The organism is Duganella sp. Dugasp78 (genome assembly GCF_059491455.1).
On sequence record NZ_CP168506.1, the window covers coordinates 1,805,666 to 1,827,811 of the forward strand.

The 22,146-nt window shown below is 65.7% G+C and carries 22 protein-coding genes and 1 tRNA gene; 13 read left to right on the forward strand and 10 right to left on the reverse strand.

The window, feature by feature from the left end; all coding sequences use genetic code 11:
• Positions 1-15: 15 nt before the first annotated feature.
• The 4 genes from lnt to ACEN9O_RS08060 all read right to left on the reverse strand — a co-directional run bounded on the left by lnt (position 16) and on the right by ACEN9O_RS08060 (position 5,959).
• Entirely contained in the window at positions 16-2,472 is a 2,457-nt protein-coding gene (gene lnt, locus ACEN9O_RS08045) for an apolipoprotein N-acyltransferase (RefSeq protein WP_495617057.1), read from the reverse strand.
• Positions 2,473-2,478: 6 nt separating this feature from the next.
• Positions 2,479-3,093, reverse strand: a complete 615-nt coding sequence (locus ACEN9O_RS08050; protein WP_495617058.1) for a hypothetical protein — start codon at positions 3,091-3,093, stop codon at positions 2,479-2,481.
• A complete protein-coding gene (locus ACEN9O_RS08055) occupies positions 3,090-4,181 on the reverse strand; it encodes an SGNH/GDSL hydrolase family protein (RefSeq protein ID WP_495617059.1) in 1,092 nt (363 codons plus the stop codon). The genes ACEN9O_RS08050 and ACEN9O_RS08055 overlap by 4 nt, the downstream gene beginning before the upstream one ends.
• 245 nt (positions 4,182-4,426) lie before the next feature.
• Entirely contained in the window at positions 4,427-5,959 is a 1,533-nt protein-coding gene (locus tag ACEN9O_RS08060) for a methyl-accepting chemotaxis protein (protein ID WP_495617060.1), read from the reverse strand.
• A gap of 108 nt (positions 5,960-6,067) precedes the next feature.
• Between ACEN9O_RS08060 and soxC the strand changes: the two genes are divergently transcribed.
• From soxC to ACEN9O_RS08120, 12 genes are all read left to right on the forward strand, one after another.
• Positions 6,068-7,402 carry a sulfite dehydrogenase gene (gene soxC / locus ACEN9O_RS08065; RefSeq protein WP_495617061.1) on the forward strand — a complete coding sequence of 445 codons (1,335 nt, stop codon included), beginning with the start codon at positions 6,068-6,070 and terminating at the stop codon, positions 7,400-7,402.
• The gene (locus tag ACEN9O_RS08070) at positions 7,402-8,469 is read left to right on the forward strand and encodes a c-type cytochrome (RefSeq protein ID WP_495617062.1); all 1,068 of its coding nucleotides are present in this window, start codon (positions 7,402-7,404) and stop codon (positions 8,467-8,469) included. Before soxC ends, ACEN9O_RS08070 begins: the two co-directional genes overlap by 1 nt.
• A 31-nt stretch (positions 8,470-8,500) precedes the next feature.
• Positions 8,501-8,959, forward strand: coding sequence for a thiosulfate oxidation carrier protein SoxY (soxY, locus tag ACEN9O_RS08075; RefSeq protein ID WP_495617063.1), 459 nt, complete (start codon positions 8,501-8,503; stop codon positions 8,957-8,959).
• A 29-nt stretch (positions 8,960-8,988) separates the two neighbouring features.
• Positions 8,989-9,300, forward strand: coding sequence for a thiosulfate oxidation carrier complex protein SoxZ (soxZ, locus tag ACEN9O_RS08080; RefSeq protein WP_161098385.1), 312 nt, complete (start codon positions 8,989-8,991; stop codon positions 9,298-9,300).
• A gap of 10 nt (positions 9,301-9,310) precedes the next feature.
• Positions 9,311-10,117, forward strand: coding sequence for a sulfur oxidation c-type cytochrome SoxA (gene soxA, locus ACEN9O_RS08085; protein ID WP_495617064.1), 807 nt, complete (start codon positions 9,311-9,313; stop codon positions 10,115-10,117).
• A 13-nt stretch (positions 10,118-10,130) separates the two neighbouring features.
• The gene (gene soxX, locus ACEN9O_RS08090) at positions 10,131-10,751 is read left to right on the forward strand and encodes a sulfur oxidation c-type cytochrome SoxX (RefSeq protein ID WP_495617065.1); all 621 of its coding nucleotides are present in this window, start codon (positions 10,131-10,133) and stop codon (positions 10,749-10,751) included.
• 28 nt (positions 10,752-10,779) lie between these two features.
• Positions 10,780-12,498 carry a thiosulfohydrolase SoxB gene (gene soxB / locus ACEN9O_RS08095; protein WP_495617066.1) on the forward strand — a complete coding sequence of 573 codons (1,719 nt, stop codon included), beginning with the start codon at positions 10,780-10,782 and terminating at the stop codon, positions 12,496-12,498.
• Between the two features lie 6 nt (positions 12,499-12,504).
• Positions 12,505-12,936, forward strand: coding sequence for a thioredoxin domain-containing protein (locus ACEN9O_RS08100; protein WP_495617067.1), 432 nt, complete (start codon positions 12,505-12,507; stop codon positions 12,934-12,936).
• The gene (locus ACEN9O_RS08105) at positions 12,933-13,907 is read left to right on the forward strand and encodes an MBL fold metallo-hydrolase (RefSeq protein WP_495617068.1); all 975 of its coding nucleotides are present in this window, start codon (positions 12,933-12,935) and stop codon (positions 13,905-13,907) included. The genes ACEN9O_RS08100 and ACEN9O_RS08105 overlap by 4 nt, the downstream gene beginning before the upstream one ends.
• Positions 13,904-14,329: a DsrE family protein gene (locus ACEN9O_RS08110; RefSeq protein ID WP_495617069.1), complete on the forward strand. Its 426-nt coding sequence runs from the start codon at positions 13,904-13,906 to the stop codon at positions 14,327-14,329. The genes ACEN9O_RS08105 and ACEN9O_RS08110 overlap by 4 nt, the downstream gene beginning before the upstream one ends.
• Positions 14,330-14,397: 68 nt before the next feature.
• Entirely contained in the window at positions 14,398-14,934 is a 537-nt protein-coding gene (locus ACEN9O_RS08115) for an antitoxin Xre/MbcA/ParS toxin-binding domain-containing protein (RefSeq protein ID WP_495617070.1), read from the forward strand.
• On the forward strand, positions 14,931-15,404 hold the full coding sequence (locus ACEN9O_RS08120) for an RES family NAD+ phosphorylase (protein WP_495617071.1): 474 nt from the start codon (positions 14,931-14,933) through the stop codon (positions 15,402-15,404). The genes ACEN9O_RS08115 and ACEN9O_RS08120 overlap by 4 nt, the downstream gene beginning before the upstream one ends.
• A 37-nt stretch (positions 15,405-15,441) precedes the next feature.
• Here ACEN9O_RS08120 and ACEN9O_RS08125 read toward each other — a convergent pair.
• Positions 15,442-15,517, reverse strand: a tRNA-Arg gene (locus ACEN9O_RS08125).
• Positions 15,518-15,720: 203 nt separating this feature from the next.
• Between ACEN9O_RS08125 and ACEN9O_RS08130 the strand changes: the two genes are divergently transcribed.
• Entirely contained in the window at positions 15,721-16,272 is a 552-nt protein-coding gene (locus ACEN9O_RS08130) for a c-type cytochrome (protein WP_495617072.1), read from the forward strand.
• A 54-nt stretch (positions 16,273-16,326) separates the two neighbouring features.
• On the opposite strand, the gene ACEN9O_RS08135 is transcribed toward ACEN9O_RS08130, so the two are convergent.
• The 5 genes from ACEN9O_RS08135 to ACEN9O_RS08155 are packed head-to-tail and all read right to left on the reverse strand — an operon-like array spanning position 16,327 to position 22,059.
• Complete coding sequence (locus tag ACEN9O_RS08135) at positions 16,327-17,664, reverse strand: sigma-54-dependent transcriptional regulator (protein WP_495617073.1); 1,338 nt, start codon at positions 17,662-17,664, stop codon at positions 16,327-16,329.
• A 1-nt stretch (position 17,665) separates the two neighbouring features.
• Positions 17,666-19,438, reverse strand: a complete 1,773-nt coding sequence (locus ACEN9O_RS08140) for a sensor histidine kinase (protein ID WP_495617074.1) — start codon at positions 19,436-19,438, stop codon at positions 17,666-17,668.
• A 22-nt stretch (positions 19,439-19,460) separates the two neighbouring features.
• A complete protein-coding gene (locus tag ACEN9O_RS08145; RefSeq protein WP_495617075.1) occupies positions 19,461-20,252 on the reverse strand; it encodes an ABC transporter ATP-binding protein in 792 nt (263 codons plus the stop codon).
• 1 nt (position 20,253) lies between these two features.
• Positions 20,254-21,075, reverse strand: coding sequence for an ABC transporter permease (locus ACEN9O_RS08150; protein WP_495617076.1), 822 nt, complete (start codon positions 21,073-21,075; stop codon positions 20,254-20,256).
• 15 nt (positions 21,076-21,090) lie between these two features.
• Positions 21,091-22,059, reverse strand: a complete 969-nt coding sequence (locus tag ACEN9O_RS08155) for an ABC transporter substrate-binding protein (RefSeq protein WP_495617077.1) — start codon at positions 22,057-22,059, stop codon at positions 21,091-21,093.
• Positions 22,060-22,146: the final 87 nt, after the last annotated feature.

A 22,146-nucleotide genomic window follows, 5' to 3' on the forward strand; every position in this document is an offset into this window, starting at 1 on the left:
CGGTGCCGCCGGCCCTCAGGCGCCCACCAGATTCGCCAGCAACCATCCGGGCAGGCCGAGGTACAGCGCCGCACGGCCGGCGCGCTCCAGCCAGCGGCGCACCTCGATCGCCCTCCCCGGCTGCAGCAAGGCCGCCAGCAGGGTGCCGGCTTCGATCGCCGCGCGCAACAGGGCCGCGCTCAGCACCACGCCAATCGCCCAGGCCGCCCACCACAAGGCCAGCGCCAGCAGGTAAGCCTTCAGGCCGTAGCTGTAGTACTCGCCGAACGCGCTGCCATAAGCGATGTGCTGGTGCAGGTGGAAGGCGGGAATGGCCAGCGCCAGCGGCAACAGAACGAACTTGGCCAACGGGCGGTCGAGCTGGCGGCGGCGCAGCGCCAGGCGGGCGCGCGCATACACGCCCATCATCGCGCCCGGCCGCTCGACTCCTTGCGGTCCGCCGGCGCCGGCCAGCGCGGCGGCGAAGGCCAGCGGATCGGCGAGCGCCAGTCCGTAGCGCCAGCGCTGACCCGACGCCAGCCGCAACGTCAGGCCGGCGGCGGGCACCGGCAAGCGCCATAACGCCACCGCGGCAAGCTCGCCGAGGGCCAGCTCGATGCGCTGTGCGCCCCGCGTCAACACCAGCATGCCGTTGCTGACCGACGCCTGCGCGGCAAACGCCAGCAGCACGCACCACGCGGCCGCTTCCGGCGCAAGGAAGAGCGCGGCGAACAGGCGGATCTGCGCCAGGGTGTTGGTCCTCAACGGTTCGTTCAGCAGCAGGGCGGCGCAGATGCCGAGCAGGCCGGCGCGCGCCATGATGCGCAACAGCGCGGCGGCAAAGCGGGCCACCGGCGGCAGCAACGCGACCCGCACCGGAAAGCTCACGGCAGGCTGCGCCGGCGACGAGGGCTCCTCCGCTTGCGGACGCCACGAGGGAATGGCCGCCCTTGCCGCCAGCAACAACAGGAGCACGCCGGCGGCCCGCCCGACCCAGTCGCCCCACCGCACCATCAGAGTCGGCGCCGGCCGGCTCACGCGCAGTTCCGCGACGACCAGCGCGGGTTCACCCATGCGCGTGCCGGCCAGTATGTTGCCGGCCGCGTCGAACACCGCGCTGTAGCCGTTGGTGGTGACGCGGAATTGCGGCAGCCGCGTTTCGATGCTGCGGAAGGCCGCAGCAGCCTGGTGCAGCCGTGCGCCCTCGGGGTCGTCGCTGAACCAGGAATCGTTGGACATGGTCAGGATGGCCTGCGCGCCCAGCCTGGCGCCGGCCAGCGCCAGGCCGGCGTCGACATCGTCGAGGCAAATCAGCGGCAGCACCGGGATCTCGCGGCCGTCGGCCAGGCGCAGCGGGAACACCCGCGCGCCATTGCCGGCGCGCCAGTTGCCGGTCCATGGCAGCAGGTGCCGCAGTTGCGGCCCGTCCAGCCAGGCCGGCACGTATTCGGTGAACGGGAACAGGCGCGTCTTGCGATAGAAACCCGTCAGGCCGGTGGGCTGCACGAAGGCGGCGGCGTTGTATTCGCCGTCGCTGTCGATATCGTAGGTGCCGAACACAAAGGGCACGCCGGCGGCGCGGACGTTGGCGAGGATCTCGCGGTCGAACTCGGCACCGGCTGCGCTCTTGGGATGGCCGAAGGTGGTGGGATAGGCCGTCTCCGACCACAGCACCGCATCGGCGTGACGGCGCACCACCGCGTCATAGCTCATGGCGAAGTGCGCGTCGAGCACCTCGCGCACCACGGCGCGTGCGCCCTTCTTCTGGCGCAAGCCTTCATAGTCGACCAGGTTCGCCTGCACCAGGCCCATGCGCAGCGTCTTGCCGGCGGCGGCGCTGTCCGGCAGCGACGCCAGCCCGTAGCCTGCCAGCAGCAGCGGCCCCAGCGCGGCCAGCGCGAGCGGCGCGGCCAGCGCGCGCCAGCCATCGCGGCGCCGCGCCAGCGCCGCAGCGATGCCCTCGTTGGCCAGCAACAGCAACAGTGTCAGACCAGCACCTCCGCCCACGGCCGCGCCCTGGCGCATCAGCCGGGATGGATACAGGCCGTAACCAAGCGTGTCGCCGAGCAGCTTGGGCAGCAGCCATTCGGCGGCCACCCACGATGCAGCCGCCGCCAACGCCCGCAGCAGCGGACCATGCCCGCGTCCGGCGGCATTGCGCACCAGCGCGAACACCAGGAACTGCGGCTGGAACAGCGGAGCAGCCAGCAACAGCACGGCCAGGCCGGTTCCCGCGCCCACCTGCGTGTAACGTCCGAGCGCGCTGCCGAACCAGGGGAAGACGGCCGCCGTGAAGGCCAGCGACATCAGGTAGGCGCAGCCCAGCGTCGCGGCCAGCGAACGGCTGGCGTTAAGCGCGCCCAGCCAGGGCGCCAGCATCACAAAGCCCAGCATCCAGCCGGGGCCGCCGCGCACATACAGGGCCGACAGGACGGCGCTCGCCAGGATGCCGGCGACCATGCGCGCCGTGGAAGAGGTCAACAGTTGTCGCATGCGGTATCAGCGGCCGGGGCCGGGTTCGATGGGAGGGGGAATGACGATGCGCCGGATCGGCAGTCCGGGCGGCGCCAGCTCCGGCGGCACCACGCGATCCTTGGGCATGGCGATCGGATTGTGGGCGGCGTCGTACAGTTGGAAGTCCGGCGCGAACATCAGGATCGCTTCGATGCGCTGGCCATCGTCGGTGGCTTGGTGGTGGCGGACGTAGCCGGCAGGCAGTTCGAAATCCTCGGGCACCGCGAGGCCGACCATCGGCGGCCGGGTACCCGGCGGCGAAAACGCGCCGAGGCCGGAGTAGATGCCACGTTCATGCAGACGTTCGATCACTTCCGGCATGGTCGGCTTCGCGCCGCGCGGCACATAACTTTTCAGGTCGCGCGTTGGATCGGCGTCGCCCTCGGGGGGACGCTGCGGTTCTTGCGCGGCGGGCTGCGGCGCGGCCGGCGGCGATGCGGGCGGCGCGCCGGCAGCCACCGCTGCGCTGGCCGCAAGCGGCTGCGGCGCCGCACCGGCGACGATGCCGGGGTCGGGCGTCGTGACCAGGAAAACCAGGCCGGCGACGCCGATCACGACAAGCACCAGCGCGATGGCCAGCAAGCCGGCGCGTGGTTTCAAGGCGTGGCGACGTTATAGGTCGACACCGCCCAGCCCATGCGCTCGTGGCCGTACTGGTTCCAGATCGGGTTCTTGCCGGCCGAGAAGGAGGTGTAGCGCGGCGCGCCTGTGCCGGTGGTGCCGCCGAACAGGCCGGCCGTGACGGTGCTGCCGGTGTAGGTCGGGTGGGTGTCGTCCGACTGGATGTAGTCGTAGCTGCTGCCGGCCGAGACGAAGTGCGTGTTGGCGTCGCGCAGCGTCGAGCGCAGCGTGGTGGTGATCCGCGTGAGGTAGCTGGCCTGGCTCTCGCCGGCCACATAGCGCAGTGCCTCGGCATCGATCTGGCCGTCGCCGTTGCTGTCGTAGTCGGCGCCCATGTATTGCGCGAAGTTGTCGGCGCAGGCAAAGCCCTTCTGGCGCGCCAGGTCGCACATCGCGAAGTTGATGCGGACCAGCGATGGCAGGAACTTGTCCTGCATGTTGACGGTCTTGCCGGTCGACGGATCGGTGCAGGAACTCTGAACGTTGTCCGCGGCGTAGCCTGGATAGTGCAGGTTGGACACCAGCTTGAGCTTGACGCCGGAATAGGCGTTGGCGTTGATGTAGTCCATCGCTGCGCTGACATAGGTCTTGCAGCTGCTTTCGGCGGCGGTCAGCACGCTGTCGTCGCAGGTGCCGGTCTGGCTTTTGAAGGCGGTGCGGGCCTGCAGGCCGTCATTGCCGCACATCTCGAAGGCCACCACGCGGGTGTTACTGGCTTGCATATACGAACGCTCGGCCACGATCTTGTTGTTGTACACGTCCGAGGCCACCGCGCCGGACTTGGTGCGGCGCACGCTCTCGATGTCGGCGTTCCACAGCGCGGACAGGTATTCCGCGTCCACCGTCGGCGCCGAGTACTTGGCCGCGCTGGTGATGGAGCCGTTGTAGCCGGCAAAGATCGAATCGCCGTAGGCCACCACACGGTAGACGGTGGAGGTGCCGGGACGGTCGATGGTCCAGGAAACGTTTTGGTTCAGCGTGCTGGCCGCCGTCTGGCCGCCGAGGGCGAGCAGGACCAGCGAGGACAATAGCGTAGGCAACTTCTTGAGAAGGCGGGTGTGCGACATGTGGTGTGTCTCCGATCGGGTGATCTGCAAGATGGCTGTTTTTATGATCAGTCTCGCGCTGCGACATGCAGCAAGCGCAGTCGCGCGAGCCATCACATCGCGGCGCCCAGCTTGCCCCGATTCATATTACCCCTCGCACAGTTGAGGTTTTCCACGGCCAGGCGGCTGTCTCGACGGGACCAGAGAATGTCTCGACAGGACCGGTGTCCTGTCGCGCCGCGATCACAACGGCCGGACCGGACGCCTCAGCGCCGCAGCTTGAACACGCTCACGGCGCCGGCCAGGGCGGCCGCCTGCTGCTGCATCGACTGTGCCGCCGCCGTGGCCTGCTCGACCAGCGCCGCGTTCTGCTGCGTCACCTGGTCCATCTGGACGATGGCGTTGTTGACGTGCTCGATGCCCGAGGTTTGTTCCTCGCTGGCGTCGGCGATCTCGCCCATGATGGCGCTGACGCGATTGACGCTGGCCACGATCTCGTCCATCGTGGTGCCGGCCTGCTCGACCAGGCGCGCGCCCTGCTCCACGCTTTGCACGGAGACGCCGATCAGTTCCTTGATCTCCTTGGCGGCGGATGCCGAACGCTGGGCCAGGTTGCGCACTTCGGACGCCACCACGGCAAAGCCGCGTCCCTGCTCGCCGGCCCGCGCCGCTTCGACCGCCGCGTTCAACGCCAGGATGTTGGTCTGGAAAGCGATGCCATCGATGACGCCGATGATGTCGACGATGCGGCGCGACGATTCGTTAATCTCACCCATGGTCGTCACCACCTCGGATACCACCGTGCCGCCCTTGACCGCGACGGTGGCGGTGGCCGCCACCAGGCTGCTGGCCTGGCGCGCGCTGCCGGCGTTCTGCTTTACCGTGCTGGTCAGTTCGTCCATGGCGCTGGCGGTCTGGCCCAGCGAGCTGGCTTGTTGTTCCGTGCGGTTGGACAGGTCGAGGTTGCCGTCGGCGATTTCGCTCGAGGCCGTCGAGATGGTGTCGGCGCCGGTGCGGATCTGGGCCACGATGCCGGCCAGGCTTTGCTGCATCGACTGCATGGCCGACAGCAGGCTGTCGCGGTCGCCGCCGCTGGTCTGTATCTCTTCGGTGAAATCGCCAGCGGCGATGCGGCGTGCGATGTCGGCCGCATAGTCCGGTTCGCCGCCCAGCTGGCGCATCACATTGGCCGCCAGCCAGTAGGTGACCAGGCCGGCCGCCACCAGGGTCGCCAGCGCCAGGCCCAGGCTGACCCACAGCGTGCGCTGGGTGGAGGCGATCACGGTCGCCTCGGTCTGCTTGACGTCGTCCTTCTTGACCTTGAGGAAGTCCAGCAGATGGGACCGCATGACGCGCCAGACCGGCGTTTCGTCCTTGTTCAGCATCGCGATGGCGGCGGGCTGGTCGTCCTTGGCCAGCGCCATGATCTTCGCCTGCATCCCTGCCTGTTTTTCGCGCAATTGCGCCATCTCCGCGAACATCTTGCCGGCCTCGCTTTGCGGCGCGACCAGGCCCTGCGCCACCTGCAGGTATTCAGCGAAGGATTTACTGGCGTCGTCGATATTCTTGAGCCCGGCCTTGTTGGTGGGATCGAGCACCACGTTGCGCAGGGCTTGTCCCATTTGCAGGCCTTGCGCGTACAGGTTGGTGGTGGTCTGCAGCAAGGCCTGATCCACTTCCAGGAATTGCTGGAACTGGTTGCGGGCGCTTTGCATGCCCATCAACGCCACGCCCAGCGCGACCAGAAAAGCACAACATACTACAGCCATGCACAGCACCATCTTGTCGCGTAACTTCATTGGCGTTCTCCATTGGTGAAAAGGCAACGATATGGGACAGGAAATGTCTTGCGTAGAGGAACTTGTACAGGCTAAGCTTATCCCCATAAAAACACAAGGAGACCGGCCGTGACGGATGTGCGACGCACCATCGGCAGGCTGTTGCAAGCCCCCGAGTTTCATCTCGATGACGCCCGGAGCGCGCAAGCGCGCACGGCGCGCCGCAGCTTCATGGGTAAGGCCCTGGCCATGGGCGCCGGCGTGGCCGCGAGCGGCGTTGCGGCCGCGCAAAACGCGGCCGGCGACGACGCCATCCTGACCCTGCCGGCCCACAGCAAGACGCTGGGCCAGCCGGTCGCCGCCCTGCCCTACGGCCAGCCGTCTAAGTGGGAAGGCAATGTGCTGCGCCGCGAAAGCCCGGGCTTGACCCGCGTGCGCCAGGCTTCCGTCAGTTTCACACCACTGCAGGGACTGTTCGGCATCATCACGCCCAGCGGTTTGCATTTCGAACGCCATCACCAGGGCTGGCACGACATCGACCCCAGTCAGCACCGCTTGATGATCAACGGACTGGTGCGTGAGCCGCGCGTGTTCACCATGGACGACCTGATGCGACTGCCGTCCGTGTCGCGCATCCACTTCATCGAATGCGGCGCCAATACCGGCGCCGAGTGGGGCAACGTGGCGCTGCCGACCGTGCAATACACGCACGGCATGCTGGCCTGCTCGGAATACACGGGGGTGCTGCTGTCGACCCTGCTCGACATGTGCGGCATCGACCGCAAGAAGGCCCGCTATGTGCTGGCCGAAGGCGCCGACGGTTCCAGCATGACGCGCACCATCGCCATCGAACGGGCGCTGGACGATGTCATCGTGGCCTGGGGCCAGAACGGCGAAATGCTGCGGCCGGAAAACGGCTACCCGCTGCGGCTGGTAGTGCCGGGCGTGCAGGGCGTCAGCTGGGTCAAGTATCTGCGCCGCATCGAAGTGGGCGACCAGCCATGGGATACCAAGGACGAAACCATCCACTACATCGACCTGATGCCGGACGGCCAGCATCGCCAGTACACCTCCATCCAGGAATGCAAGAGCGTGATCACCACGCCGTCGGGCGGCCAGACCCTGCTTGATCGCGGCTACTACAACATCAGCGGCGTGGCCTGGTCGGGGCGCGGCCGCATCAAGCGCGTCGATGTCAGCGTGGATGGCGGCCGCAACTGGCGCACCGCCCGCATCGAGGGACCGGTGCAGAACAAGGCGCTGACGCGCTTTAATATCGACTGGGTGTGGGATGGCAGCAACGCCGTGCTGCAGAGCCGCGCCATCGACGACAGCGGCTATGTGCAGCCCAAGATCGGACAGCTGCGCGCCGTGCGCGGCACGCGCTCCATCTATCACAACAACGCCATCCAGTCGTGGCAGGTGTCGCCGAACGGCGAAGTTTCCAACGTACAGGTGAGCTGATGAAAAAATCGATCACCGCCGCCGCTGCCGCTGCTCTGCTCACCTGCCTGCTGGTACAGGCGGCCGATACGCCGTGGCAGGCCATCGGCCGTCCGGCCACGCCGGCTGAAATCAAGGCCTGGGATATCGACGTGCGCGCCGATTTCCAGGGGCTGCCGAAAGGCCGTGGCTCCGTCGCCCAGGGCGAGCAGATATGGGAAAACCGCTGCGCCGGCTGCCACGGCAGCTTTGGCGAATCGAACGAGGTGTTCACGCCCATCGTCGGTGGCACCACCGAGGCCGACATCAAGAGCGGCCATGTTGCCGCCCTGTCCAGCGGCAGCGTGCCGCAGCGCACGACGCTGATGAAGGTGGCCCACCTGTCCACGCTGTGGGACTACATCAACCGCGCCATGCCGTGGGACGCGCCCAAGTCGCTGACCACCGATGAGGTGTATGCCGTCACGGCCCACATCCTGAACCTGGGCGGCATCGTGCCGTCCGATTTCGTGCTGAGCAACGACAACATCGCCGACGTGCAGCAGCGCCTGCCCAACCGCAACGGCCTGGTGCGCCAGCCCGGACTGTGGGACACCAAGGGCAAGCCCGATGTGCTCAATACCGCCTGCATGAGCAATTGCCAGACCGAGGTCAAACTAACTTCCAGCCTGCCCGAATTCGCCCGCAACGCGCATGGCAACCTGGCCGAGCAAAACCGGTTGGTGGGCGGCGTGCGCGGCACCGATACCACGCATCCGCCACGCGCCGCGCTGGCGCCGGCCGCTACCGTTGCTGCCGCAGCTGCGCCGCCCCCAGCCAAGGCCGCCGCCGGAGGAGACGTGCAACAGCTGCTGAACAAGAACGGCTGCCTTGCCTGTCACGGCGTGACCAGCAAAATTATCGGCCCCGCCTTGCGCGACGTCGCCGCCAAGTACCAGGGCCGCGCCGACAAGACCAGCTATTTGCAAGCCAAGATACGCAGCGGCGGCGCCGGCGCCTGGGGTACCATGCCCATGCCGCCGCAAAGCCAATTGAAAGAAGCCGATCTGCAAGCCATCGTTCAATGGCTGGCCAGCGGCGCGCAATGAGCGGGCCAGCCCGCAACCACCAGGAGACTGCATGAACCCGACCCGTCGTACCGTATTGAAGACCAGCTCGGCCCTTGGCCTGCTGGTCGCTTGTGGCCTGGTGACCAGCCAGCAAGCGCTGGCCGCCACCGGCCGCGAAGGCTTCAGCGCCAAGACCCTGGCCGATGCGCTGGCCGCCGTCGGCGGCACGCCGGTCGACAGCAAGGACATCGTCATCACCTCGCCCGACATCGCTGAAAACGGCGCCGTGGTGCCGGTGGCTGTGGTGTCCAATATTCCCGGCACCAGCGAAATCTACTTCTTTGTCGAAAAGAACCCGAACCCGCTGGCCGCCGTGTTCCGCATCCCGGACGGCACCACCACCGCCGTGCAGAGCCGCCTGAAGATGGGCCAGAGCACCAACGTGGTAGCCGTGGTGAAAACCGCCGACGGCAAGCTGTTCTCGGCGACCAAGGAAACCAAAGTCACGCTGGGCGGCTGCGGCGGCTGACCCCAATCAGATTCAGGACAGGAGCAGACATGGCAGATCCAATGAAAATCCGTGCCAATGCCGCCAACGGCGTCACGGAAGTAAAAGTACTGATGGCCCACCCGATGGAGACCGGCATCCGCAAGGACGCGGCCGGCGCCGTGGTGCCGGCCCACTACATCACCGACGTCACCGTCAAGCACGGCGAACGCGTGGTGCTGCAATGCCTGTGGGGCCAGTCGGTCTCGCAAAACCCTTACCTCGCCTTCAAGTTCAAGGGCGGCGCCAAGGGTGACACGGTCAGCGTCAGCTGGCAGGACAATCTGGGCGAGAGCCGTACCGATCAAGTCACCGTAGCCTGAGGCCGCCACCATGTCACTATCCCGTGTCACCTGGGCCAGTCTGTTGGGGCTGGTCGTTGCAGGCAGCGCCGCGGCGCAAAGCGCCAGCGATGAAATCGCCAAATACCGCGCCATGCTGGCCGACGGCAATCCTGCCGAGCTGGTGGAGGGCCAGGGCGAAGTGCTGTGGACCACCAAGCGCGGCCCCAAGCAGGCCACGCTGGAGGCCTGCGACCTGGGCAAGGGCCCGGGCGTGGTGGCCGGCGCCTATGCCGAGCTGCCGCGCTACTTCAAGGACACGGGCAAGGTGATGGATGCCGAAGCGCGCCTGGTGCATTGCATGGTGACGCTGCAGGGCTTAGAGCGCGCCGACATCGTGCGCAAGCCGTTTTCCGAACAAGGCGAGCGCGCCACCGACATGGAGGCGCTGGCCGCCTACGTATCGGCCGCCTCGCGCGACATGAAGATCAATCTGCCGCAGCAGCACGCCGAGGAAAAGGCCGCTTATGCGCGCGGCAAGCAGGCGTTCTTCTACCGCGCCGGCCCGTATGATTTTTCCTGCGCCTCCTGCCACGGCAAGAACGACCAGCGCATCCGCCTGCAGGACCTGCCCAATCTGCAGCAAGCGGCTGCCGCGCGCGGTGCGTTTGCCAGCTGGCCGGCCTACCGCGTCAGCCAGGGCGCGGTGCGCACCATGCAGTGGCGCATGGCCGACTGCTTCCGCCAGCAGCGCTTCCCGCAACTGGAATACAACTCCCAGGCAGCCATCGACCTGATCACCTACCTCGGCGTCAACGCCAAGGGCGGCACGATGGCGGCGCCGGGCTTGAAACGCTGATACCGGAGTGTCCATGCACAGCAAATTCATCACCGCCGCCCTGTTGGGCGCGCTGGCTTCCAGCAGCGCACTGGCCGCCGGACCTGCAGCCAAGGACAGCGCCGACCTGGCCGCTTTCAAGGCTTCGTTCCGCGACAAGAACGAAGCCACCGTCGACCGCCTGGAACAGAGCGAGGCGCAGCGCCTCTGCACGCAGGACGCGCAGCGGCCGCTGAAACCCGCACAGCGTAAGCAGATCGAGCAGCAGGCCATGGCCACCGTGCGCTATCCTGCCGATGGCAACTATCTGGGCGACTGGAAGGAAGGCGAGAAGGTCGCGCAGAACGGCCGCGGCCTGCAATCGTCCGATCCGAAAGGCACGCCCGCCGGCGGCAACTGCTATGCCTGCCATGCGCTGGACAAGAAGGAAATCGCCTTCGGCAATATCGGCCCCAGCCTGCAGCAGTACGGCAAGCTGCACGGCGGCCCGACGCCGGAGATCCTGAAGTACACCTGGGCCAAGATCTACAACTCGCATGCCTTCCAGGCGTGCTCGACGATGCCGCGCTTCGGCGCCGCCGGCATCCTGACGGAGAAGCAGATGCAGGATGTGATGGCGCTGCTGCTGGCGCCTGAATCGCCGGTCAACCAGTAAGCAATCCGAACCTGAGCCAGGCTACCCCATGCAACGACGCGAATTCATGCAAATGCTGGCCATCGCCAGCGCTGGCGGCCTGGCGTTGGCCGGCAAGGATGCGCTGGCCGCCACGCCCGGCGCCGCCGAGCAGCTGTATGCGGTGCCGCGTTTCGGCAACGTCAGCCTGCTGCACATCACCGATTGCCACGCCCAGCTGCGGCCGCTGTACTTCCGCGAACCCAACGTCAACCTCGGCATCGGCGAGGCGGCCGGCAAGGCGCCGCACCTGGTGGGCGATGCGCTGCTCAAGCAGTTCAATATCGCACCGAAGACGGCGCGCGCACACGCGTTCACCCACCTCGATTTTGCCGCCGCCGCCAAGGTGTACGGCAAGGTCGGCGGTTTCGCCCATCTGTCCACGCTGATCAAGCAGCTGCGCGCCAGCCGGCCGCACGCCGTGCTGTGCGACGGCGGCGACACCTGGCAGGGATCGGCCACGGCGCTGTGGACCAACGGCCAGGACATGGTCGATGCCGCCAAGCTGTTGGGCGTGGAAATCATGGCGTCGCACTGGGAGTTCACGCTGGGCGCGCAACGGGTGCAGGAAATCGTGCAGAAGGATTTCCAGGGCAAGGTGGATTTCATCGCGCAGAACGTGGTGACGGCCGATTTCGGCGACCCCGTGTTTGCCCCCTACAGCTGGCGCGAGATGAACGGCGTGCCGGTGGCCGTGATCGGCCAGGCGTTCCCGTACACGCCGATCGCCAATCCGCGCTACATGGTGCCGGACTGGAGCTTCGGCATCCAGGAGGAGCGCTTGCAGGCGCTGGTGAAGGAAGTGCGCGCCAAGGGCGCCAAGGTGGTAGTGCTGCTGTCGCACAACGGCATGGACGTGGACCTGAAGCTGGCCAGTCGCGTCACCGGCATCGACGCCATCCTCGGCGGCCATACCCATGATGGTATGCCGACGCCGGTGGTGGTGTCCAACCAGGGCGGGCAAACGCTGGTGACCAATGCCGGCTCGAACGGCAAGTTCGTCGGCGTGCTGGATTTCGATGTGCGCGACGGACGCATCCAGGGTTACCAGTACCGGCTGCTGCCGGTGTTCTCCAATCTGCTGCCGGCCGACAGTGCCATGCAGGCGCACATCGACGCGGTGCGCGCGCCGTTCCGCGCCAGGCTGGATGAAAAGCTGGCCGTCACCGAAGGCTTGCTGTACCGGCGCGGCAATTTCAACGGCAGCTGGGACCAGCTGATCGTCGACGGACTGCTGGCGGTCAAAGGCGCCGATCTGGCGTTCTCGCCGGGCTTCCGCTGGGGCACGTCGCTGCTGCCGGGCGCGACCATCACGCGCGGCGACCTGATGGACCAACTGGCGATCACCTACCCAGCCACCACGCTGACCGAGATGACCGGCGCCACCATCAAGACCATCATGGAAGATGTGTGCGACAACCTGTTCCACCCGGACCCCTATTACCAGCAGGGCGGCGACATGGTGCGCGTGGGCGGCATGAGCTACACCTGCACGCCGGCCGCGGCCACTGGTCGGCGCATCAGCGACATGCGGCTGAACGGCAAGCTGCTCGATGCGGACAAGACCTACAAGGTGGCAGGCTGGGCCCCGGTGGCGGAGGGCGCCAGCGGTCCTCCGATCTGGGACGTGCTGGAGACTTATCTGCGCGCCCACCCGGTGGTGCGCGCGCGCCGCCCCGACCAGCCGACGCTGGTGGGCACGGCCGGCAATCCCGGCATCGCAGCCTGAGCTGTCATGGCCGCCCCCGCTCCTTTGTTGCCGCTGCTGCGCGATCTGCAGGCGGAACTGGCCGCGCTGGCGGCGCCATCGGCGGTGCTGGTGTTGCTGGTGTCACGCCGGGACTGCCCGTATTGCCTGGAAGTGCGGCGCAACTACCTGGCGCCGCTGCAACGCGAAGGCAATCCACGCCTGGTGCTGCGCGAATTGGAAAGCGACACCGTGGAGCGCTTGACCGACGCGGCCGGACAACTGCAGCCCATCGCCGAAGTACTGCGCCAGTTGCACGTGGCTTTCTTCCCCACGGTATTATTTCTCGGCAGCGGAGGCCGCACGCTGGCCGCACCCCTGCCCGGTTCGGACCAGTCCGGCTTTTACGGTGCCTACCTGGAGGAGCGCCTGCGCGAGGCGCAGGCGGCCGCCCTCATCGTACCTAAGGATACAAAATGAACCTCCTCCGCCGACTGCTGTTGCTGGCTGCGTTGCTGCCGGTGCTGCCGGCCCATGCCGCGCCGGACATCGTCCTCAAGCCGATCCAGGTCAGCCCGCATGTCTACTACTTCCAGGGAGAAGCCGGCGTGGCCAGCCATGCCAACCAAGGCTTCATGTCGAATGCCGGCTTTGTCGTCACTCCGGACGGCGTGGTGGTGTACGACGCGCTGGCCACGCCGGCGCTGGGCGCCGCCATGCTGCGCGCGATCCGCCAGGTGACGACGGCGCCGTTGAAGATGGTGATCGTCGGGCACTACCACGCCGACCATTTCTACGGCCTGCAAGCCCTGCGCCAGCCGGGCGTGGTGATCGCCGCCCACCGCAACGGCCGCGACTACCTGAGCTCGGACCTGGCGCGCGAACGGCTGGCACAGCGTCGCGCCGAACTGGCGCCGTGGGTGGATGAACGCACGGAACTGGTGCCGGCCGACCGCTGGCTGGACTTTGCCGACGGCCAGCCATGGCGCTTCGAACTGGGTGGCCTGCACTTCCGTGTGATCGACAGCAGCGGCGCCCACTCGCCGGAAGACTTGCTGATGCTGGTGGAGGAAGACCACGTCCTGTTCGCGGGCGACCTGTTCTTCACCGGCCGCCTGCCGTATGTCGGCAACGCGGACAGCAAGCGCTGGCTGCAGGCGCTCGACCGCATGCTCGACGCGCAGCCGGCGGTGGTGATCCCCGGCCACGGCCCAGCCTCGCGCGCGCCGCGCGAAGACATGCTGCTGACACAGCGCTACCTACGCTACCTGCGCGAACAGATGGGCAATGCCGTGCAGGAGCTGCTATCCTTTGATGAGGCCTATGCGCGCACCGACTGGTCCGCGTTCAGGGACTATCCCACCTTCAGCCAGGCCAACCGGCTCAACGCCTATGGCACGTACCTGCTGATGGAACAAGAATATCTACGATCTGGCAAGGAGGCCAAATGAAACTATTCCGTATCTTGCTGCTGCCCTTGATGCTGCTGTGCGCCCAGGCGGCACAGGCCGAGGCGCCGCGCGTGGAGAAAGTGGTCTATCACTTCAGCGACAGCAGCAATGCCATGGGCGGCTTGCGCAATATCCGCAACCACCTGGACGCCAGTCCCAACGCGCAGATCGTGGTCGTGGCGCTGGGTGGAGGTATCGACTTCATGCTCGAAGGCGCGGTGGACAAGAACGGCAATCCGTATGAGGTGGTGGTGCAGGAGCTGGCGGCCCGCCACGTGCAGTTCCGCGTCTGCAACAACACGCTGAAAGCGCGCGGCCTCGGCAAGGAAAAGGTACTGCCGGAAGCGACCATCGTCCCATCCGGTGTGGCGGAAATCGGCCGTTTGCAGTCGCTGGAAGGCTACGCCTACATCAAGCCTTAAGCGTATTGAGTAATTCGGCATTCAGGCATACCATTTGACTGCATCACCCCAACCAAATGGATGAAGCCATGAGTGCCGCCGATGATCCGAATGCCAAGAGACACGCGTTGTGGCGTATGACAACGCCCACAACGGAAGGGACCGGTAAGGCCTCTCTGGGACGGCTCAGGGCACTCGTCACGCGCGTCCGCGAAGCGCCTGGAATCCAACTATTCGACGCGGTGGAAGCCGGTGTTCCAACGGACGTGGTGAAACTGATTGCAAAGGCAACCGGTGAACCGACCTCCGTAGTCATGGGCTTGGCAGGCGTGTCCCAGACTACGTTTGTCCGCAACGAGGCCGCAAACAGGCCGCTGCCCGACGTGGCTGGCCACCGCATCATGGGCTATCTTCGTCTGCTCGCCACCTTGCGAAAAATGTTGGACGAGAGTGGCGACCCTGAACAAACGAAAAACTTCGACCTCGAAGCTTGGTTTGCGCATTGGGTCCATGAAAAACTCCCGGAGTTGGGAGGCAAGGCGCCAGCCGAGATGTTGCGTAATCCTGAAGGCCAACGGGCAGTGGAGCAGGTGCTTGAACGCATGAGAGGAGGATTGGCCGCATGACGGTCAGCTTATGGCGGATCGCTTCCGACACAAGCTCCTGGACTGCGGACGACATGAGCGGAAAAGCTGCCGCCAGCAATGGGGCGCGCTGGAATCAGGTTGGCGAATATGTCACATACGCTGCCACGTCAATTTCGCTAGCAGCATGGGAAACGCGCGCTCATTTTGCAAAGGGTGCAGCGCTGCCGTGGAATCGGATCCTGGTGCGCATCAACGTTCCGGACGATATCTGGGCTGCCCGCGAAATAACACCCAAGCCATTGCCAGTTGGCTGGGACGTGGTTCCCGAGGGTATGGTATCGCGCGCGTTCGGATCGGCTTGGTTGGCCAGTGGAACGACAGCACTATTAGTTGTGCCATCGGTAATCATCAACGAGGAGGATAACGTCTTGATCAATCCTGTGCATCCGGACGCATCCAGACTGACGGTCGATCGGGTTCGGCGATTCGTCTACGATCAGCGCGTTTAGCGCTTGCACCTAACTATTTGATTTTTATGGGGAATTGTGGTGCGGCTGGCGGGGATCGAACCCACGACCCTTGGCTTCGGAGGCCAATACTCTATCCACTGAGCTACAGCCGCGCGGGGGGAATTTCTGAAGTGTGCCGTAGGATACCGTTTTTATCGAGAGCCGTCCATGGAAAGTGTCGTTTTGAGCATCTTTGCGTTTCCATGCAGGCATTTTTGAGTCTATAATCGCCCGTTTGGTGAAGGTTTTGCAAGGCAGCTGGTTGATACATTCTTCTCACGCCACCCGGCTTCGAAATTAGTCTGTTAAGGAAATCATGAGCGACGCACATAACGAACACGAATCCGCCATCAGAACGCCCAAGCAGCTCGTTGCTGCTGTGATCGGCTTCTTTGGAGTCACAGTACTCGGTATCATCCTGCTGGTGCAGTACGTGACCGCAGACAAATTGACCGGCCGCGGCTCCAACAGCCAGGCCCCTGAAGAAGTCGCTGCCCGCATCGCCCCCGTCGCCGACGCCGGCTTTACGCTGAAAGACTCCAACGCACCGAAAGTGCTGCAGACCGGCGAAGCCATCTACACCTCGACCTGCGCAGCCTGCCACGGCAGCGGCGCCGCCGGTGCGCCGAAGTTCGGCGACGCTGGCGCCTGGGGCGCTCGTATCGCCCAAGGTTACGATACCCTGGTCAAGCACGCCATCGAAGGCCTGCGCGCCATGCCAGCCAAAGGCGGCAACCCGGATCTGGATGATGTGGAAGTGGCTCGCGCCGTGGTCTACATGGCCAACAAGGGCGGTGCCAAGTTCAAGGAACCTGAAGCGCCAGCTCCAGCAGCCGCTGCCGCAGCAGCGTCCACGCCAGCCAAGTAAGCCTCGCCTCTCCTGAAGAACCGGCCCCAAGCGGCCGGTTTTTTTACGTCCGGATTATTTGCGGCCGGTGACGATCTGGTATTTCTTCAGCTTGTCGTAGAGGGTCTTGCGCGGCACCATCAGGTTGTCCGCCGCCAGCCCGACATTGCCGTCGACCGCCGACAAGGCCTGCACGATCAGCTCGCGCTCGTGAAGGTCGACCTGTTGCGGCAGCGATAACGCCACGCCATCGGCCAGGGGCGCAGGCGCAGCAGCAGTGGCAGCAACCCCGGCGGCGGCCACGCCCAGCACCAGCCGCTCGGCGAAGTTGCGCAGCTCGCGCACATTGCCCGGCCACTCCGCCGCCTGCCATTGCGCCATCTGCTGCGCGCTCCAGTCCGGCAACGGGCGATGGTAGCGGGCTGCCGCGTCGGCGGCGAAATGGGCCAGTAGCAGCGGGATATCGTCACGCCGGTCGCGCAGGCGCGGCAGGTCGAGGCTGACCACACTGATGCGGTAGTACAAATCCTCGCGGAACAGGCCCTGCGCGCTTAACTGTAATAGATCAAGTTTGGTGGCGGCGACGATGGTGCAGTCCAGCGCCACCGTTTCATTCGCGCCCAGGCGTTCCAGCCGTCGCTCCTGCAACACGCGCAGCAACTTGACCTGCAAGGCCATCGGCATGCTTTCGATTTCGTCGAGGAAGACGGTGCCGCCCTGCGCGTACTCCAGCTTGCCGATGCGGCGCTTTTGCGCGCCGGTGAAGGCACCGGCCTCGTGGCCGAAGATCTCGCTTTCAAACACCGACTCCGGCAGCGCGCCGCAGTTGATCGCGACGAAGTTGCCCTTGCGTCCGCTGGCCGCGTGCAGCAGGCGCGCGGCCACCTCCTTGCCGGTGCCGGTCTGGCCGTTGATCAGCACGTCCACGCCGGCCGGAGCGATGTTGCGGATCAAGACTTTCAGCTGCTCGATGGCGGCCGAGCGGCCGACCAGGTCCGGCATGTCCGGATGCTGGGCACGGGCGCTGCGCAACTGGCGGTTCTCCAGCACCAGCCGGCGGCGTTCCTGGGCGCGGCGCACCGCTTCCAGCAGGCGTTCCGCCGCGAACGGTTTTTCGATGAAGTCGTAGGCGCCGCTGCGCATCGCGGCCACCGCCATCTCGACATCGCCGTGGCCGGTGACCACGATGACCGGCAACTCCGCATCCAGCGCGGCGGCCTGCGCCAGCAGCTCCAGGCCGGAGCGGCCCGGCAAACGCACATCGGTGACGATCACGCCGGGATAGTCGGCGCGCAGCAGCGCCAGCGCTTCCTCGGCGCTGGCGCAGGCCTGCACGCTGAAGCCGCCCAGTTCCAGCGTCTGGCTGGTGGCCAGGCGCAGCGCGGCTTCGTCTTCGATCAAAATAGCCTGCACGTCATGCCCCCTCTTGTTGTAATGGCAGGCGCAGCTCAAAGCGCGCGCCGCCGCCAGCTTGATTATGCGCCGTCAGCTGGCCGTTCATGGCCTGCACGATGGACGACGAGATCGCCAGCCCCAATCCCAATCCCTTGCCCGACGGCTTGGTGGTGAAGAACGGCTCGAACAGATACGCCACCACCTGATCCGGGATGCCTGCGCCGCTGTCGCTGATGCTCACCAGCGCGCAGGCGCCGTCGCGCTCCAGCCGGATGGCTACCTCGCGCCGCTCAGCCGTTTCCACCGCGTCGAGCGCGTTGCGCAGCAGGTTGATCAGCACCTGTTCGATGCGCACGCTGCTGCCGGTCACTTGCAGGCCGTCGACAACGGCGATATCCAGCGCGACGGCGTGACGGCGGAACTCGCTCTCCAGCAAAAACGCCGAGGCCCGCACCGAGGCCGCCAGGTCGACCACGGCCACCGTCTCATCCTTGCGCGCGAAGCCCTTGAGCTGGCCGATGATGGCGCCCATGCGCGCGCTGGCCTCGCTGATGTGCCCCAGGTTGCCCTCGACCTGCTCACCCTGCCCGCGCGCCAGGAACACGCGGGCATTATCGGCGAAGGCCCGGATCGCGGCCAGCGGCTGGTTCAGTTCGTGGGTGATGCCGGCCGCCATCTGGCCCAGCATCGCCAGCTTGCCCGCCTGGACCAGCTCGTTCTGCGTGGAGCGCAGCAGGTGTTCGGTCTCCTGCAGCTTGGCGTACTTGCTCTCCAGATGCTGATTGGTGGTGCGCAGCTGTTGCGTACGCTCGACGATTTTATCGTCCAGCTCGGCGGCGGCCTGGCGCAGCGCGGCGGCCGAGGCCATGCGTTCTTCCACCCTGCGACGGCGCTGATGCAGCGCCCAGCTCGACACGGCCGCGCAGGCCACCAACAGCACCGCCGCCGCCGCCCACTGCATGCCGGTGCGCAGCACGCGCTGCTGGGAGGGGAACAGCATCAGCTGCCAGCCCAGCTGCCCCACCGGCTGCGTGACAAACAAATCGGCATGTCCGCTCAGCGGTGTGATCTTCTGGCCGGTGTATTGCTGGGTGCGCGCCAGTTGGCGCTCGGTGGCCGCGTCCAGCGCGTGCAGGCTGCGGTAGATCCAATCCGGGCGGTTGCTCAGGAAGATGACGCCGGTGCTGTCGGCCAGGACGATGGCGTCGTCGCTGCTGCGCCAGGTGCGTTCGAAGTCGGCCAGGCTGATCTTCACCGCCACCACCCCGGTGACCGGGCCGCCAGCCGTGCCGTTGCGGTACACCGGCTGGGCGATGAAGTAGCCGGCCTCGCTGGTGCTGGTGCCGATGCCGTAGAAGCGCCCCGCCCTGCCATGCAACGCTGCGTCGAAATAAGGGCGATAGGAAAAGTTCTTGCCGACGAAGCCCAGCGGTTGGTCCCAGTTGCTGGCGCCTATGGTCAGACCGTCGCGGTCCATCACGTAGATGGCGCCGACCTTCGCCTGCTGCTGGATGGTTTGCAGTGTGCTGTTGAGACGGGTGATCGCCTGCGCATCGGACGGGTGTGCCAGCGCTTCGATCAGGTCGGGCTGGAAGCCCAGTACAAAGGGCAGCGTTTCATATTTTTGCAGCAGCGATTGCAGGTCCGGCGCCATCAATTGCAGTTGGCGCTGGCCCTGCTGCCGTAGTTCTTCGCGCGCGCGCCAGGTGCCGGCCAAATAGGAGCCGGCAATCACGCCCAGCGCGCACGCGAAGGTGACTACAAACAGCAGCAGGTTTTTTTGGGCGCGCATGGGCAGATTCTACTGCACCTGCTCAGTCCACCGCCGCCATGCGCATCTCGTCGTTGTGGTGGCGTTGCTGCTCTTCCATCACCAGCTGGCCCAGCTCGCGCTTGAGGGCGTTGAACTCGGCGGCGGACGGGTCGCGCAGGCGCGGCAGTTCCACCATCAGATCGCGCTTGACGGTGCCGGGGCGGTAGGTCATCACGACGATGCGGTCGGCCAGGTAGATCGCCTCTTCGATGCTGTGGGTGACGAAGATGATGGTCTTCTTCAGCTCGGCCCAAATGCGCAGCAGTTCGTCTTGCAGGTTGCGGCGGGTCAGCGCGTCCAGCGCGCCGAAGGGTTCGTCCATCAGCATGATCGGCGAGTCCAGCGCCAGCACGCGGGCAATGGCGACCCGCTGGCGCATGCCGCCGGACAGGTCTTTCGGGAAGCGGTGCTTGAAATCGCTCAGCGACAGCATACCCAGCAGCTGATCGACCTTGGCCGTGATCTCGGCTTGCGGCATGCCTTTGATCTCCAGGCCGAAGGCGATGTTTTTTTCCACCGTCATCCAGGGAAACAGCGCGTACTCCTGGAACACCATGCCGCGTTCCGGGCCGGGGCCGGTGACCAGCTTGCTGTCGGCGGTGATGGTGCCGGACGACGGCAGCGAAAAGCCGGCGATCGCGTTCAGCAGCGTGGACTTGCCGCAGCCCGAAGGCCCCAGCAGGCAGACGAACTGGCCCTGTGGGATCTCCAGATTGATGTCCTTGAGCGCGATCACTTCGCGGCTGTCGGTCTTGAAGACCTTGTTGACGGCTTTGACTTCGATATGGGTCATCTTAATTCTCCAGGCCGCGGTGCCAGCGCAGCAAATGATTGTTCAGTTTGTTCATGCCGACGTCGATGATCAGGCCCAGCAGGCCGATGCTGATCATGCCGGCGATGATTTTGTCGGACCAGAAGTATTCGCGCGCTTCGAGGATGCGGAAGCCGAGGCCGTTGTTCACGGCGATCATCTCCGACACGATCACGACGATGAAGGCGGTGCCGATGCCGATGCGCACGCCGGACAGGATGTAGGGCACGGCGGCCGGCAGCATCACGCGGACGAACATGGTGCGCTGGCTGACGCCGAGGTTGCGGGCGGCGCGGATGTAGATGCCGTCCACCTGGCGCACGCCGGCGATGGTGTTGACCAGTACCGGGAAGAACGCGCCCAGCGCGATCAGGAACACGGCCGGTGCATTGCCCAGGCCGAACCATAAAATCGCCAGCGGAATGTAGGCGATCGGTGGAATCGGCCGCAGCACCTGCATCAGCGGATTGAACCACGCGTACATGCGCTGGCTCGATCCCATCAGCAGGCCCAGCGGCAGCGCCAGGCCGGCGCCGATGGCGAAGCCGACGATCACGCGGTACATGCTGCTGAAGGTGTCGCCCAGCAGCTCGCCGGAGAACGCCCAGCCCAGCCACGACTGCGCGGACGGATCGTAGGCCGTCAGCGGCAGCAGGTACTCGATCCACTTGTGCACCACCGCGAACGGCGACGGCAGCACCTGCGGATTGACCCAGCCCAACATGGCGCTGGCCTGCCACAGGGCGACGATGACGATGGGCACAACCACGCCCGAGGCGGCTTGCCGCCAGTCTTGCTTGCTCATGATGTGTCTCCGTGGTTATTGAATGCTGAGGCTTTTCTTGGCCGCTTCCAGCAGGTCGGTCTTGACCCAGTCCTTGGCGACGGGCGCGGCGCGCATCTTGCCGGTGCCGTGCTTGGCCATCACGTCGGTAGTGATCTGGATGTGTTCGGGCGTGACGTCGTAGCTGTATGGCGAGTTGCTGATGGCGTCGTCGAAATCTTCCTTGGTGATCTGGTTCTTGAAGATCACTTCGCGCACGTATTTCTCGGCGACCGGCTTGTTGTCGATGAACAGCTTGGTGGCTTGCACAAAGCAGGTCATGAACTTGGCGGCGGTGGCGCGGTGTTCCTTGTAGAACTTCTCGCTCATCACCATGGTGCGCACTGGCGCGCCGATCGGCGTGTCGTAGGGCTTCATCACTTCCACGCCGTAGCCTTTGTTGATGGCCTGCGAGGACTGCGGCTCGCTTTGCATGATGGCGTCGAGGTTCTTGCCCATCAGCGCCTGGTTCAGGTCGGCGAAGGCCAGGAACACCAGTTGCACATCCTTGCCCGGCTGGTCGGAGGCGGTCAGGCCGGCCTGGGCCAGTTCGGCGATCAGCAGCACCTCGTGGATGCCGCCGCGCGTGACGCCGACTTTCTTGCCCTTCAAATCCTTGATCGACTTGATGTTGCTGTCGGGACGGGCGACCAGCCGTGCGCCGCCCTTGGCGAAGCCGGCCACGACGTAGATCGGGGCGCCGTTGGCGCGGCCGGAGATGGCGGCCTCGGAAGCGGTGGCGCCGACGTCGAGCTCGCCAGCCAGGATGGCTTGCATCACATCCGGGCCCTTGGCGAAGACGTGCTCTTCCACCTTGATGCCGCACTTGGGCGCGATTTCCTTGATGTACGAGACGGCGCCGTAGTGGGCGAACTTGAGGTTGCCGAGGCGGACCACTTCCTGCGCTTGCGCGCCCGAAGCGGCGGCCAGCGCGAAGGCCAGCGATAACAGACGGAACTTGGACATGCGTGTCTCCTTTGTGGTTGTAGTTACCGGAGACATTGCAGCTTCCGTGCCAAGCACGGGCTGCGGTTCAAGTCATTGATTTATAAG